Genomic DNA, 15,301 nt, shown 5'->3' with positions numbered 1-15,301 from the left:
ACACCGAAGCGAGGTCAGCGCTTCAGCTCCGCCAGATCTTGCCGGATCAGAGGGGCCTGGGGGTGCTCGGGCCCCTCGTGTTGCTCGAAGATCGCCAGTGCGCGCTTGAGCTTCTTGATGGCCTCCCGGCCCTTGCCCATCTCCAGGAGGCAGTAGCCGATGTTGGCCACAACCACGGCATATTCGGGGTGCTCTGTCCCATGAGCCTTTGCCGCAAGTGGCAGCGCCCTCTCGAAGTGCAGCATGGCCCGCTTGTGCATTCCCATGTTCATGAGCGAGGACGCCAGGTTCTGATGCAGGTTGCACAAGTGGTCCAAGGGGAGCACATCCAGCCTGGAACTCTCCAGGGCCTTCTCGAAGAACGTGCGTGCTTCCGGCCAACGCTGCAGTTTGAGGAGGATCTCTCCTCGGAGCATGTTCGCCTGGAGTTCCGCCACTCTAGCTTGCGGAGCCTCTCTCTCCTCCGGCGGCATCCGCTCCAGGATCAGCAGCGCGTGCTCGACATGCCGCAACGCGGACGTGGGGGGGACCTCCAGGAGCCGGCACGCGTTGGCCAGCTTCATGTAGTCCTCCGTCAGGCTGAGGGGCGCAGCACTCCTGAGGGATGGATGGAGGCTCACTGCGGACTCGTAGCAGGCGTGGGCTCTGCGAAGCTCCCCCTCCAGCTTGTAGAGGTCCCCCAGCCTGCGGTTGATTTTGCAGAGCGAGAGGGGATCGACGTTCGGCTGCGTCGCCCCGAGCTTCAAGGCTCGAACAAAGACATCCTTTGCTCGCGGGAGATCTTTCTGCTTCTCGAAGATGTCTCCGAGCATGAACAGCGCGCTGAAGAGGTGCCCCTCGCCCAGCTCGGGCTCCGACTCCTGGAGTGACAAGGCCCGCTCCATGCTGGCCTGGGCCTCCTGCAGGGCGCCTGCGCGCCAGTGGATGCCTCCCAGCACGATCAGCGTCTCGGTGAGCTTCTGAGCCGGTGGGGCCTCCTGGGCGGAGTAGATGGACAAGGCTCGCTTGGCATCCGCCTCTGCCTCCGGGAGCTGCCCCGACGAGAACCTCATTTGTGCCAGGAGCTGGAGTACCTCCGCCACCGCGAGACTGGAGGCTCCTCGGAGCCGCTCCCAGATGGCCCGCGCCCGCTCCAATTGGAGGTGCGCCGCGGGCAGGTCTCGCAGATTCAAGAGAACCCGTCCGAGGTTCGCCGCGTACACCGCCACGGCCTGGCTCTCGGGGCCACGAAGGGTCTCGCCGGCCCGCAGGGCCTCCTCGAAGCGGGCCCTTGCCCCACTCAGATTCTCCATCCCCTCCAGGACGAGGCCCAGCTCATTGAGGACGAGATCGGGTCGCTCCAGCTCCACTTCTTCCCTGTGGTCCCAGACCTGATCGAGGAGAGTCCTGGCCCTCTGCCACTCCCGCTCTTGCCGGGTCAATCGTCCCAGCTCGAAACGAGCATGGGACAGCAGGGCCTCGTTTCCTGCCTCCTCCGCGAGGGGAAGGGCCGCCTCGAGGCTCGCCCGGGCCTGCTGCGACTGGTCGAGTTCGCGATAGCAGGCGCCAAGGCTGGTCAGGAGACTACAGAGCAGGGCTGCATCGCGCGTCTCCGCGAGGAGCGCCCGTGCCTGCTCCAGGCAACTGACGGCCTGGGGGTAACTCTCCAGGTGGCGGAGACAGTCCCCGAGCGTCAGCAAGACTGCGATGCGCTGCTGCACGTCCGACTTGAGCTGCTTCTGTAACTGGAGGGCGCGCTCCAGATAGCTCCTGGCTTCCGCCCATTCTCGACGCTGGAAGAGGACCTTGCCCATGAGGATGACACAGGTGAGGACCTCGGACGCGGGGAGCTCGTTGTGGGCGTCATAGATGGACAGGGCTCGCTGGAGTAGCGCACCGCCCTGGTTCTTATCTCCCTGCATGATGAGGGCGGAGGCGAGATTGCTGAGGTCGAGCGCCACCTCGTGGTGGCTCGGACCGTAGAACCTCTCGTCCATGGCAAGCGCACGCTCAAGGTGGCGCATGGCCATGGGGAAATCCTTCATCTCCGTCAGGAGCACGCCCAGGTTGTTGAGCACCCTGGCCACATTGGGATGTTCGGGGCCATGGGTCTGCTCATGGATGGTTAGCGCTCGCTCGAAGCTGGCCCGAGCCGCCTCCCGCTCCCCCTGCTCCTGCTGAACGCGGCCCAGATTGTCCAGCGCTGTCGCCACCTCGGGGTGCATCGGACCAAAGGTCTGCTCGTCCAGTATGAGCGCTCGTTCCAGATAGGCTCTCGCGTTCACGAGATCTCCCTGGTCCTGGAGTACCCCGGCCAGGTCATTTAGATCGACGCCCACGATGTGATGCGCTGGCCCGAGACGCTGCTCGTCGATGCGCAGTGCGTTCTCACAACAGGTGAGCGCCTGCTGCAGGTCACCCAGCCGGCGATGAAGCCCCGCGAGCCCCCTCAAGATGTTGGCGATGATGGGGTGTTCGAGTCCATAGAGCTTCCTGGAGATCTCCAGCGCCTGCTCGAAGCGGGCCCTCGCCTCCCCATAGCCGCCGAGCTCCTCCAGCACCTCGGCGAGATGATAGAGGTCCTCTGCGGTCTTGGGATGGAGGAGGCCAAAGTTCTCCTGGGAGATGCTCAAGGCCCGCTCAGCCTGGGTTCGGGCTTGGTCGAAGCACGCCTGTCGCTGGAGGACGCTGCCCAGGATGGATGCCACCTGACCGATCAACGGGTGGTTGCCAGGTACCGTGGACTCCGCGAGCGCCAGGGCCCGCTCGGCATGTGCTCTCGCCTCGGCGTACTGGCCCCGCTTCATGTCGAGGGCCGCCATGTCGCAGAAGAGGATGGTTGTGGCCGCCTGCCGTTCCTCCTCCTGAGGTGCTTCCTGGACGAGCTTCAGTGCGTGTTCCAGGTGCTCCTGGGCTCCATCGATGCTCCCCAGCTGCAGCGCGACCATGCCTCGGCGATGCCGCAGGTGCGTCTCCTGGGCAGCCTGCGGCGCTGGGGATTCAGCGAGGACTTCCAGTCCCCAGTCGAGCACGTGGCTTGCCATCTCGTACTCCGCTTGCAGCTGCCAGAAGCTACCGACGTGCGCGAGCAGCCCGGGGAGCAACTCCAGGCCGGTTTCCAGCTCCCCGGCCTGACCCGCGACTTCCATGGCATGAGGCAGGAGCACGGAGCACTGGCTCCAGGTCCTCAAGTCATAGGTATCGAAGATGAAGAACCGGTGGATGAGGCCGAGCGCGGTCCTAGCCCAGCGGGCCTGTTCCTCCTCCAAGCGCTCCCTCATCACCACCTGCACCAGCCGGTGGAACAGCAGGTAGTGCTGGTGGACCTGGACGAGGGAGTAGCGCCGAAGCGTGCCGATGACTTCATCCCGCCGCACCTCGTCGGTCACGACTGGGGCCAGTGACTCCGGGAGCAGCGAGGCACCGGCTGCGAGCAGCGCAATGGGGATGGGCGTCGGCGCCAGGAAGGAGCAGAGCGAGAGCAGCGCAGCTCCAGCGGGCTCCTGAGCGTGGACCTGCTCGAAGGAGAGAGACCAAGTGGCGGCGACCGTGTGCGGATAGTCCGGGGGCGCGCCAGGACGGATCAGGAGTTCCTGATGGCGTTGCTTGAAGAGCCGGAGGTAGTCCGTCAGCGACTTCCCCGTCTGCTCGATGTAGGCTGCGGCCTGCTCCAGGGCAAGCGGCAAGCCTCCCAGGGCACCGGTCAGGTGCATGGCGGCGGGTGGATCGTCCTGTCCGGTCCGCTTGCGGAGAAACTCCACAGCTTCCGCGCGGCCGAGCACATCCACCAGCGCGGCCCTGGCCAGCCGGCCCCAGGCAGGGTTCCGCGAGGTAATGAGGACATGGCCCTTGACGGCAGGCGGCAGATAGGACGCCAGCGCGCCGGGCTGCTCCGCATTATCGATGATGAGCAGCCAGCCCTCGTGTCTCTGCAGCCATTGCTGGACGGCCACGATCTTCTGGCGCTGCTCCGGTGCGCTCTTCTCGGGCAGCTCCAGTGTCTCGCTCAAAGCGGCGTAGGAGGTGGCCAGGACGGCAGGGTCGTCGGCACGTACCCAGAGGACATGGGTGTAGTGGCGCTCGTCGAGAGCCTGGCGACAGGCGTACTCCAGCGCGAGCTGGGTCTTGCCCACGCCTCCGAGCCCATGCAAGGCCAGGGGCTGCGGCCGGGCAGGGGCCGCGAGGAAGTGCTCGCGGACCTCCTGGAGTAGGGACTGCCGCCCGGTGAAGTTCGGGTTGCGCGGATAGGGCACGCTCCAGATGACGCCGTGCTCCTCCGTCCGCGGCTCCGGCAGGAGTAGCTCCGCGATGGACGGAGTGAACCGGGAGAGTAGCTCGAAGGCGAAGGCGCTGGCATGCCTCGCGGCCAGCTCCTGTGAGCCGGAGGCATCGGCTTCCGCCTTGGCATCGATGCAATCGGAGATGCCCCGAATCACCAGGGCTTCCACGCGCCTGCGGGCCCGCGTGGCTACCAGGAATCCACGCCCCTCCATCTCCACGGCCAGCGCATCTCCATACTGGGCGCGCAGGAACTGGTAGAGTTCGGAGCGCGTCTCCGCCAGGACTTTCTCACCCGCAGCAATCGGTCCCGCCAGGGTGCGGGGTACCCTGGCGGAAGCAGGGCCGATGATTCGGCGCAGCCAGTCTCCCTTCCGGGCGTTGGCGCGGGCTCGCTGCTCCAAGAGGTAGCTGCTCTCGCCCACATCCGGTCTGGGCTCGAACGCGGTCCGGCTCTTGCCGGACTCGTAGCCATACACCTTCGTGGCAAACACGACGTCACCCAGCGAGACGTCCTTCAGCCCCCCCGCCACGCCGACGAAGAGCGCGACGTGAGGACTGAAGTACTCGAGGGCCCGCTCGGTCTCGCTGGCCGCGCGGAGGTTGCCGGCACCGACTTCCACCAGCAGTACCTCCCAGAGTCCACTCCCCCCGGAGAAGCGGCCTCGCTCATAGATGGTGCCTTCCGGATGAGCCTCCTCCTGGCACTCGCGCAGATGGGCACGCACCGCCTGGAACTCCAGCGGGAGCGCGGTCAGGATCACTGCCCGGTAGGGGGGCGGTCGCGGGTCCCCGTCGATGCGCATGGTCGCATCATCCTCGACCTTCGGGGCGCACGTCACGGGAAGCAGGGAGGGCCACTCGGCCTTCCGGAGCGTGCCCCGCGCCGCGTCCTATTCGCAGTCTCCGGTGATCGGCCCCGCCCTCAAGGGGCCCGCGAGCCAGCCGGAAGCGGGCAGCTCCGCGTTCGCAGGCACCAGCTGCAGCTCGAAGAAGAAGTCCTTGCCCTCATTGAAGTAGTACTTCTCCGTGCTCACCTTCCAGTGTACCGGCTTGCCCTTAGGCGGGGTGAACTCGAGCTGCTCTCCCTTGAGGCCCCACTGACCCGCGGGCTGCTCCTCTCCCGCGGGGCTCAGCTCGGAGATCTTCTTGTCGGGATGCAGGGTGATGCCCACGGGGATTGCGCCAGGCGCATGGAACCACCAGTCGGACGTCTCGCGGAGCACCTTCTCCGTCCCTCCCGCCTCGCCAGCCAGGGCGCCCACCGCCTTGCGCCACTTCACATAGTCCTCCCGGGCCTTGAGCGGCTTGAGCCCCTTCTCGTCCTCGTCGATCTTGGGGAGGATGGCCGCCCGGTTCAGCTCGACGGCCTTCGACAGGTCGGCCAGGGCTCGGAACATCCAGTTGGAGGCGTAGTCACAGGACTCGGCGCTGTCGACCTTGTCCTTGCTCTGGTTCAGCAGGGTGATGGTGCGCGCGCGGTTGAGCCGGGCGTAGGCGTTGTCGGGGTTCTGCTTCAGCGCCTTCTCGAAGAGGCCGTGCGCCTTCTTGTAGTCCCCCTTCTCGTACGCCTTGAAGCCCAGGGCGTTGGAGTCAGTGTCCTTGGCCTGCGCGAGCCCCGGCAGGGCGCTCGCGGCGAGGACGGAGAGCAGGACCAGCAACACACGGGCGGACGGCGGCGGGGAGGAGCGCATACGGGTCGGCTTTGTATCACTCCCCGGCCGCGCCCGTCGGGAGCGCTACCGCAGAAGCGGCCTCCGTGCGAGAAGCGCAAGGGAGCGGTCAACGGAGGCTGTTGGGGAAACCAGATGAGCGAGCGACAAGGGGCCGGCTGGAGCGGCTCGGTCTACGGAAACCACCCTGTTCAAGGTGACGGTCGAGTCGATGGCCACGCCTGGTACTTTCGTGCCAAGTGGGCCGCCTGGAGCATGGAGATCGTGGAGGACACGTCCATCTCCCCCGAGGTGATGCCGGTGGTTGGGCCCGAGCACCCGGGCTGGCTCGTCGAGGAGGATTGGGGCACCTCGCCGGAAGCCAGCCGTATGGATGACGCTACGGCCTGGCAGCTCATCGAACAGACCATCGCCCGCTTCCGGCGCGGAGAACTGCCCTACATCCGACCCGAGCCGCTTTGAGTCCTGCGGCAACGGTGGCAGGGCTCCTTGCCCAGGCTAGCAGCCGTACAGCTTGTGGATCTTCTTGACGTCCAGAGTCGTGAGGCCCGGCTTGTCGTAGGGCTCGGCGAGCTGTGCCCCTCGCTGTTTGGGCACCATGGTGTCTCGGCCATTGTTCGTGAATGCCTGGGCGCCGTAGTGCATGATGGATGAATACTCATAAGGAATATTCTGCGTCGTGCAGTCCTGGCAGACGTCGAACTGGCTCTCCATTCCCCTGACCACGTTCTGGTAGTTCACGGTGAGGTACTGATCGCGATCCGGCCGACTCTGCTCATGATCGAAGCCAAGGGCATGCATGAGTTCATGGACGGCTGTCCCCTTGAACTCACAACCCTGTCCCAGACTGAGTTCCTGAGCGCCTTGCTGGATGGAGCCGATATAAGAGTAGCACCCGTTCCCGAGGATGACGGTGACGAAGTTGGCTTCGGTCGTCTTGGGGACGAAGCGGACACAGGTCTTCGCGTTGTATTCAGCAATCGCGGCATTGAGGGCTGCCCTTTGTGCTGACGGGAGACTGCTGTGGACCTGGTAGGGAACAACGACCTTCCCATTGATCTTGGGCCACTTCTGGTTCGGGTTCCGAATGGCATTCTCCTGGGAGAAGTCACTCATGAGCTGGCTGTACCAGCCAACGACGATGTCTCCCTCGGTGATGGCCAGGTCTCCCCGCTTCACGACGACCATCGGGGACGGCTTGGACGCCCCGGCGCGGATGGCCATGAGGGTCGTGGGCTTCTCATCCCCCATCAATGATTGCCAGGGCGCCAACGGCTTTGACTCGGGCAAGAACTCTGGGGGAGGGGGCATGCCCTTGCCCATGGACTCCTTGGCATGGACCACCATGGCAGGAGCGGCGAGCAGCAGAGCCAAGGCGAGGGGATGAAACAATCGGACTCGTGTCATCGGGTGACTCCGGTAGAGGACATGGGGCTCTTGAAGTGGGGAACGCCCCTCCGCCGGGTAGTGCAACGAGCACGCCAGGAGGCGCTGGAAGCGGGACATGCCGGATGCTCGAGCGCGCTGACACACCCCTGACACGCCGGTGACGTGTCAGCCGCTGGACCCCTTGCGCGAGGTAGGGGCCTCACGAGCGCAGGACGCGCAGTGGGGTTCGTGGGGGGCTGGCCCAGGCCATGACCTCGAAAGGCGGCGGCCTGCTTGCCTCCTCCGTCTCCGAGAGGCAGCGGGTTTACCACCGCAGCAGGCAGTTCAGGCAAGGGAGTACGTCGCGGAGCGGTATAGGCTTCGAGGGGACGAACACGGTTGATACAGCCCGTGTTCTCAATGCGCGCTCAACCATGCTGAACATTCCTGGCTACAAGGTCCTTGGCACGATTCGGGGAACAGGCGCGAACGTGCTCTTTCAGGCGGTGCGTGAAGCCGACGAACTGCCGGTCATCCTCAAGACCCCCATGGCGCCCGCTCCAGGGCCTTCCGAGCGTGAGCGCTACCAGCGGGAGTTCAGGATCCTCCAGCGGCTGGGGGACGTGCGAGGCGTCGCCAGGCCCTACGCCTACGAGCGGATCCTCGAGCGGCCCGTGCTCTTGCTGGAGAAGGTGCAGGGCGAGTCCCTCTCCGAGTGCGTGGGCCAGCCCCTGGCGCTCTCGCGCTTCCTCGTCGTGGCTCACTCCCTGGCCACGACGCTGGCGGAAATTCACAGCCGCAACGTCATCCACAAGGACATCAAGCCCTCCAACATCATCCTCGAGCCTTCCGGGGAGGCCCGCCTCATCGACTTCGGCCTCGCCACGCTCCAGAAGCTCGAGCACCTGGAGGCGGCGCCTGCCCACCTGATCGAGGGCACGCTGGCGTACATGTCCCCGGAGCAGACGGGGCGGATGAACCGGGCGGTGGACTACCGGACCGACTTCTATTCACTGGGGGTCACGCTGTACGAGCTGCTCACGGGCAAGCGGCCCTTCCAGGGCCGGGACGCGCTCGAGTGGTTCCATGCGCACATGGCCCAGGCCCCGGTGCCGCCGCACGAGCTCAACCCCCAGGTGCCGCCGGCCTTGTCCGCCGTGGTGCTGAAGCTGCTCGCCAAGGTGGCGGAGGAGCGCTACCAGAGCGCGGAGGGGCTGAAGGCGGACCTCGAGCGCTTCATGGAGAAGCCGGGCGAGCCCGCGTTGGAGGAGTTCGCCCCTGGCGAGCACGACACACCCAGCCGCTTCCAGCTCCCCCAGCGACTCTACGGACGCGAGCCCCAGGTCGCCGCCCTGCTCGAGGGTTTCAAGCGCGTGAGCCAGGAGGGGAAGCCGGAGCTCTTCCTGGTGAGCGGCTACTCGGGCATTGGCAAGTCCTCGGTGGTGAACGAGCTGCACAAGCCGGTGGTGGGGCAGCGCGGCTTCTTCCTCTCCGGCAAGTTCGATCAGTTCCAGCGAAACATCCCCTTCTCCACCCTGGCGCAGGTGCTGCGCGGGCTGGTGCAGCAACTGCTGGCGGGCAGCGAGGAGGAGCTGGCGAAGTGGCGTGAGCGGCTGACCCAGGCCTGGGAAGGCCAGGGGCAGGCCCTGGTGGAGATGGTCCCTCAGCTCGAGGTGGTGGTGGGCCGCCAGCCCGCGCTCCAGCCCGTGGCGCCCCACGAGGCGCAGCACCGCTTCCAGCGGGTGGTCCGCCAGTTCCTCCAGGTGTTCGCCACCCCCGCGCACCCGCTCGTGGTGTTCCTGGATGATCTGCAGTGGGCGGATCTGGGCAGCCTCCAGCTCATCCAGCAACTGCTCTCCCAGGCGAATCCGCCCCCGGTGCTGTGGCTCGGCGCCTACCGGGACAACGAGGTGAGCCACTCTCATCCGTTGGTGCCCGTGCTGGATCGCATCCGCCAGTCCGGTGCGCGGATGACCGAGCTCAAGCTGGAGCCTTTGAGCCTCCAGCAGAGCGAGCAGCTCGTGACGGATACGCTCCCAGGGGCGACCGCGGAGGTGGTGGCCCCCCTCGCGGCGCTGGTCCATGAGAAGACGGGGGGCAACCCCTTCTTTCTCCTCCAGTTCCTGGGAACCCTGAATCAGGACGGGTTGCTGGTGCGCGCACCCGGGAGCGGGTGGCAGTGGGATGTCGAGAAGGTGCGGGCCAAGAGCTACTCGGACAATGTCGTCGACTTCATGGTGGGCAAGCTGCGCCAGCTCCCCGCCGACACGCAGCACCTGCTGAGGCTGGCGGCGTGCGTGGGCAACTCCTTCCCGCTGAAGATGCTGCGCGCGCTCTCCGGCCAGGAGCACGGGGAAGAGGTGGAGCAGGGACTGGAGCCCGCGCTCCAGGAGGGCATGTTGATGCGCGCGGGCCCGGAGCACTACCGCTTCCTGCACGACCGCATCCAGCAGGCGGCGCACTCCATCAGCTCCGAGGCGGAGCGCCAGGCCATCCACCTGCGCATCGGCCGGTTGATGCTGGCGAGTTTGACCCAGGAGCAGATTCGCGAGGTGATCTTCGAGGTGGTGAGCCAGCTCAACGCGGGGGTGGAGCTGATCGACGAGCCCGCGGAGCGCCACCACCTCGCGCGGCTCAATGCCGAGGCCGGCATGAAGGCCGAGGCCGCGGTGGCGCTCCGTCCCGCGATCACCTACTTCATGGCGGCCTTCGCCCTCATCCCGGGAGACCCCTGGGAGACGGACCATGAGCTGGCCTTCCAGGTGCGACTCGAGCGCGCGCGCTGCGAGATGCTGAACGGTGGATTTCCCCAGGCACGGTCCCTGCTGGAGGAGCTCCTCTCCCGGACGCGGACCCGCGCGGAGACCACGGCCGTCTACTGCGTGAAGAGCCGTCTATGCGTCAACGTGGGCGAGATCCCGGCGGCTACCGCGTGCATGCTGGAGTGCCTGGCGCTGCTGGGCGCGCCGATGCCCGCGCACCTCACCCAGGAGGAGGTGGTCGCCGCTCATGAGGAGGTGGGGAGGTTGCTGGGAGAGCGCTCCATCGCGAGCCTCATCGACCTGCCGCCCATGACCGACCCGGACGTGAAGCTGCAGGTGGAGGCGCTCTCCTCGCTCTTCAGCTCGGCCTATGTTTCCGACGACCGCCTGCTCGTCGTCGTCCTGTGCCGGATGGCCGCCCTCTACCTTCGTCACGGCTTCACGCCAGCGTCCGTGCGGGGACTGGCCTGGCTCGCGGTCATCACGGGCTCCTTCTTCAAGCGATACCGGGAGGGAGAGGCCTGGGGCAGGCTCGCGCTTGCGCTCGTCGATCGCTACGGGCTGGCCCCCTATCGGGCGATAACGCTGATGACCCTGCAGGTCGCCTGCAGCTGGACCCAGCCGCTCCCCGCCTCGCAGGAACTGGGGCTCGGTGCCTTCCATCACGGGCTCCAGACGGGAGACTTCACCACCGCCAGCTTTGATTCCGCGACGATCCTCATGAACCGCCTCGCCATGGGGCACAACCTGGACGAGGTGTACCAGGACACGGTTCGCTACATCGAATTCCTGCGCAAGATCGGGATCCAGGATGCGCTGGACATGGGCCTGTGCAGCCAGCGCTATGTGCAGCAGCTCCGCGGACGATCGCTCTCGTTCGAAACGCTCAGCGGCGATGGCTTCGATGAGCAGGAATTCGAGGCAGTGCTGACGAAGCGTCGCATGAGCTCCACGCGATGCATGTACTGGATCACCAAGCTCCAGTCGCGCTTCATGTGCGGCGCCTATCAGGAGGTGCTCGAGCTAGCGGACAAGGCGGCCGGGCTGCTCTGGTCCATCCATGGCAACCTCCTGGCGAGGGAACTCCACCTCTATCGCGCCCTGGCGCTGGCCGCGTGCATCGAGGGGGCTTCGGCGCGGGAGCGGGAGCAGTCCCTGGCCTCCATTCAGGGGCACCAGCGGCAGCTGGCGGAGTGGGCGGAGGTCTGCCCCGCCAACTTCCGTGCGCCCGAGCGGATGGTGTCAGCGGAGCTGGCCCGGGTGATGGGGCGCTCGGAGGAGGCAACGCGCGCGTATGAGGAGGCCATCGGCGCGGCGCGCGAAAGTGGCGCGACTCACTATGTGGGACTGGCCAGCGAGCTGGCGGCGAACTTCTGGCGCACGCGGCAGGCCCCCATCGTCGCCCATGCCTTCGCGCGAGAGGCCTGGGCGGCGTACCAACAGTGGGGCGCCACTGGCAAGGTCGAGTACCTGGAGACGCGGTGGCCGCAGCTGGCGCCCGCGGAGCCGAAGACGAGCCAGGACACCAGCAGCACGGACTCGATGCGGATCGACGCGCTCACGATCGTCAAGACCCAGCAGGCCATCTCCAGCGAGATCGTCCTGGAGCAGCTGGTCAAGACGCTGCTGCAGGCGGCCATCGAGAACGCAGGGGCTCAGCGGGGGGCCTTGCTGCTGCCGAGCGGGAACACGCTGCAGGTGGTGGCCACCTCGGGGAACTCGACAGGCGGCGTGGCGGTCCAGCCGGACGCGGACGCGCCCCACGAGCTGCCGTGGTCACTGCTCGCCTATGTCCAGCGCACGCGCGAGCATGTGCTCATCGGTGATGTCTCCAAGCCTCATCCCTTCTCGTCCGACGAGCACTTGTCGGGCGGCGGGGCGCGCTCGGTGCTCTGCCTGCCCCTGCTGCGCCAGGAGCAGTTCTCGGGAGCGCTGTACCTGGAGAACAACCTGGCCACCAATGCCTTCAGCCCCTCGCGCCTGATGTTGCTGCGACACATCGCCTCGCAGGCCGCCATCTCCATCGAGAACGCGAGGCTGTTCGCGGACGTGCAGCGCGCCAAGGCGGAGCTGCGCCAGGCCAACGACGCGCTCGAGCAGCGCGTGGAGGAGCGTACGCGGGAGCTCAAGCAGGCCCAGGCCCGGCTGGTGGATACGGCGCGCGAGGTGGGCATGGCGGAGGTGGCCTCCAACGTGCTGCACAACGTGGGCAATGTGCTCACCAGCGCCGTCATCAACCTGGAGATGATGCAGCAAGCGGTGGCCTCCTCCCGCGTCGGCCGGCTGAAGCAGGCGACGACGCTGATCCAGGAGCATCGGGAGGAGCTGGGGAGCTTCCTGGGTAGGGGGGGCCGTGGCGCGAACCTGCCGGACTACCTGGCGGCGCTGTCCGATGAGCTGCTGGGCGAGCAGTCGCGCCTCGGGGAAGACCTGGAGGCGATGGGCCGACACATCGAGCACATCCGCGCCATCGTCCAGGTGCAGCAGACGCACGCCAAGAGCTCCCTGCTGGAGGAGGAGTGTGATCTCACCCAGCTCGTCCAGGACGCGCTGCGCATCCAGCTGGCGAGTCTCCAGCGTCACGGGGTGACGGTCCGCCACGAGCTGGCAGCCGTATCCCGGTTGAAGGTGGACAAGCACAAGGTGCTGCAGATCCTGATCAACCTCATCAGCAACGCGAAGTATGCGTTGGACCCCATTCCCGAGGGGGAGCGGCACCTGGGCGTGCGAATGGTAGTGGACGGGAAGTGGGTGCGGATCCAGGTGGAGGACAATGGGGTGGGGATCGCCCCGGAGACGCGGGAGCAACTCTTCACGCACGGCTTCACCACGCGCGAGAACGGCCACGGCTTTGGCCTGCACTCCAGCGCGCTGGCGGCACAGCTGCTCGGCGGGAAGCTCACGCTGGAGAGCGAGGGCCCTGGCAAGGGCGCCGTGGCCACGCTGGAGCTTCCGCTCGAGAGACACAAGGGGTGAGAAGGGCGTTCGAGTCAGCCCGCGCTCACTGGGACGAAGCGCGGGACCTGCGTGCCAGGAGCAGCAAGTAGAGCAGGAGCGGTACAGCCGCCCCTCCCGCGGAGGAACAGCCCCAGCCCACAGGAGACCGGGGCTCTCTCGTGTCCATGCCGCCGTCGATGACGCCCGGGCCGCCGTCGGTAGTGCCACTGCCGGCGTCAGGGGTGCCAGTCCCAGCGTCAGGAGTGCCAGTCCCAGCGTCAGGAGTCTCGGTGCCGGCGTCAGGGGTACCGGCATCAGGAGTGCCAGTGCCGGCGTCAGGAGTACCGGTGCCGGCGTCGATGCCACCGTCGGTACCGGCGTCAATGCCACCATCCGTGCCGCCGTCGGTACCTGCGTCGATGCCACCGTCGGTGCCGGCGTCGATGCCACCATCCGTGCCGCCGTCGGTGCCGCCATCCGTGCCGCCATCCGTGCCGCCACTCGGTGCGGTGATCAGCACCCCATCCGAGCGACTCGTAACGGTGATCCCATACGGGCTCTGCGCCCGGACGGTGACGTAGTACCGGGTACCGCCTTGAAGGCTCAACCCACCTGAGTAGGCGGAGGTCGAGGTGCCGACCGAGGTGAAGGGCTGTATCAGCTCTGGGGACGAGAGCGTCCCAATGGCCCACTCGTACTTGCCGATCCCCGCGGGATGCGTGAACGAGTTCCAGTTCGCGGAGAGCATGTCGGCGCTGTCCTGCGTGTCGATGTCCGCGTTGGTGATATCGGGCGCCGGACGGTCGTTCACGTTGCCCGCGATGGGCGGAGTGATGTCCGTCAGATTCAAGACCGCTAGGTATCCATCCGGCGCGGTGCTGAGGGTCGGGTCATACGCGGACGCGGCGGGCGATGGGAGCCCCGCGCTCGAGGAGGTCTGTAGAGTCAACAAGAGCCGAGAGGCGTTGAGATGGACGGACGTGACACTGTCCGGGAGATCGCCGCCGAAGAAGGAGACCCATCCCTCTCCTCCGGCGGCGGGGAGCGCCGCCACGAAGCCCTCACGCAAACCAGCCCCGCCTTCCATGATGGCGTCCAACGCGCTGCTGCTCGTCACGGGAAGATCCATCGAGGCCGTCGTCCCACCGAGGTAGGTATTGCCTTGGGCATCGAAGGCAACGCTCACCGCCTCATCGTCGAAGTTCCCCCCCAGCACCCGGGGGCGGGATTGGATCCCATCGGTGGACAGCCACGCGGCGAAGGCGTTCCTTCCCCCAGGAGCGGCCGGCCCACCCAAATCGGTCGAGGTCGTGGTGCCCGCGATGCCGATCTGGTGAGACACGGGTTGCACGGCAATCGCGTTGCCCTCGTCGAGCATCGTGCCACCCACGTAGGTCACCCAGTCCATGGCGCCAGAGGATTGATCCAGCTTCGCCACGAACGCATCGGCGTCGCCGTGGAACGGGATCAGGGGGACGGGCGTGGTGGAGATGAGACTGGAGCGAGTGGTTCCCACCACGAGGAGCTTGTTCGCGTCCACCGCGATGTCGGAGGCCTGGTCCAGCCCTGTGCCGCCGATGATCCGGAAGGGGAGGGGGGACCATGGGAACGTGTCGGGATCGGAGGGGTCCACCTTGAGCACGAAGGCATCACCCGCCCGCTGAGCAATCGAATAGCCGAGGAAGTTGGAGGAGTTCGTGTGTCCGGTGACATAGACGGCGTCGCTCGTGACGGCGACGCCGGTAGCCACCTCGGTGGAGCTTCCATAGAGGTACATGAACCACTCGGGGAACCCGTCCGCGTACGCGATCTTGGCGAGGAAGCCTTCCTCTCCACCCAGCGAGCCTCCGTACACGGGCCCCGCGTTCGTCATGTTCGACGTCTGGGTCGAACCCACGATGTAGATGTCGTTGGTGGGCGTGACGACGATGGCGTTGACCTTGTCGAAGGTGCTGTTGCCGCCATACACGTGTACCCAGACGCGCGAGCCCGTGGAGGTGAAGCGCGCGATGAAATAGTCCTCGGCCGGAATGGTTCCCGCGGCCGGAGGCTCGTTGAGGCTCTGCGAGGTGGTGGTCCCAACGACCAGGATGTCGCCGTTGCTGGCCTGCGCAACGGCGGTGAGGCGATCGGTTCCTAGGCCGCCGACATAGGATCTCCACTGCAGGCTGGCGGCCTTGGGTTGCGCGCCAGCAGCCAGCGGCAGGGCGATGACGAGTGACAGCAGCACCGCGACAGCCAGGCTGGCAAGGGGACCACGGCGAGCAGCAGAAACAGTCCGCGCACGGTCGCTTGCCATGGGCC

General features: G+C 66.6%; 6 protein-coding genes. 2 read left to right on the top strand and 4 right to left on the bottom strand.

From position 1 onward, the window contains the following. Positions 1-14: 14 nt before the first annotated feature. Positions 15-5,063, bottom strand: a complete 5,049-nt coding sequence (gene fxsT, locus SYV04_RS03020; protein WP_321544043.1) for an FxSxx-COOH system tetratricopeptide repeat protein — start codon at positions 5,061-5,063, stop codon at positions 15-17. An 87-nt stretch (positions 5,064-5,150) separates the two neighbouring features. Next, positions 5,151-5,951 carry a tetratricopeptide repeat protein gene (locus SYV04_RS03015; RefSeq protein ID WP_321544042.1) on the bottom strand — a complete coding sequence of 267 codons (801 nt, stop codon included), beginning with the start codon at positions 5,949-5,951 and terminating at the stop codon, positions 5,151-5,153. Positions 5,952-6,065: 114 nt separating this feature from the next. Between SYV04_RS03015 and SYV04_RS03010 the strand changes: the two genes are divergently transcribed. Continuing rightward, positions 6,066-6,392, top strand: a complete 327-nt coding sequence (locus tag SYV04_RS03010) for a hypothetical protein (RefSeq protein ID WP_321544041.1) — start codon at positions 6,066-6,068, stop codon at positions 6,390-6,392. A 36-nt stretch (positions 6,393-6,428) separates the two neighbouring features. Here SYV04_RS03010 and SYV04_RS03005 read toward each other — a convergent pair whose 3' ends face one another. Further along, complete coding sequence (locus SYV04_RS03005) at positions 6,429-7,337, bottom strand: M12 family metallopeptidase (RefSeq protein ID WP_321544040.1); 909 nt, start codon at positions 7,335-7,337, stop codon at positions 6,429-6,431. Positions 7,338-7,732: 395 nt separating this feature from the next. Between SYV04_RS03005 and SYV04_RS03000 the strand changes: the two genes are divergently transcribed. Beyond that, positions 7,733-13,036 carry a trifunctional serine/threonine-protein kinase/ATP-binding protein/sensor histidine kinase gene (locus tag SYV04_RS03000; RefSeq protein ID WP_321544039.1) on the top strand — a complete coding sequence of 1,768 codons (5,304 nt, stop codon included), beginning with the start codon at positions 7,733-7,735 and terminating at the stop codon, positions 13,034-13,036. 25 nt (positions 13,037-13,061) lie between these two features. On the opposite strand, the gene SYV04_RS02995 is transcribed toward SYV04_RS03000, so the two are convergent. Then, positions 13,062-15,296 carry a hypothetical protein gene (locus tag SYV04_RS02995; protein ID WP_321544038.1) on the bottom strand — a complete coding sequence of 745 codons (2,235 nt, stop codon included), beginning with the start codon at positions 15,294-15,296 and terminating at the stop codon, positions 13,062-13,064. Positions 15,297-15,301 lie beyond the last annotated feature (5 nt).

Origin of the sequence: Hyalangium ruber (assembly GCF_034259325.1) — a bacterium.
Lineage (GTDB): Bacteria > Myxococcota > Myxococcia > Myxococcales > Myxococcaceae > Hyalangium_A > Hyalangium_A rubrum.
This window is presented reverse-complemented; position numbering and strand designations above follow the sequence as displayed.

Excerpts from the sequence above, each read along its gene's own strand:
- fxsT (WP_321544043.1), bottom strand. The coding sequence starts at position 5,063 with ATGCGCATCGACGGGGACCCGCGACCGCCCCCCTACCGGGCAGTGATC.
- SYV04_RS03015 (WP_321544042.1), bottom strand. The coding sequence starts at position 5,951 with ATGCGCTCCTCCCCGCCGCCGTCCGCCCGTGTGTTGCTGGTCCTGCTC.
- SYV04_RS03010 (WP_321544041.1), top strand. The coding sequence starts at position 6,066 with ATGAGCGAGCGACAAGGGGCCGGCTGGAGCGGCTCGGTCTACGGAAAC.
- SYV04_RS03005 (WP_321544040.1), bottom strand. The coding sequence starts at position 7,337 with ATGACACGAGTCCGATTGTTTCATCCCCTCGCCTTGGCTCTGCTGCTC.
- SYV04_RS03000 (WP_321544039.1), top strand. The coding sequence starts at position 7,733 with ATGCTGAACATTCCTGGCTACAAGGTCCTTGGCACGATTCGGGGAACA.
- SYV04_RS02995 (WP_321544038.1), bottom strand. The coding sequence starts at position 15,296 with ATGGCAAGCGACCGTGCGCGGACTGTTTCTGCTGCTCGCCGTGGTCCC.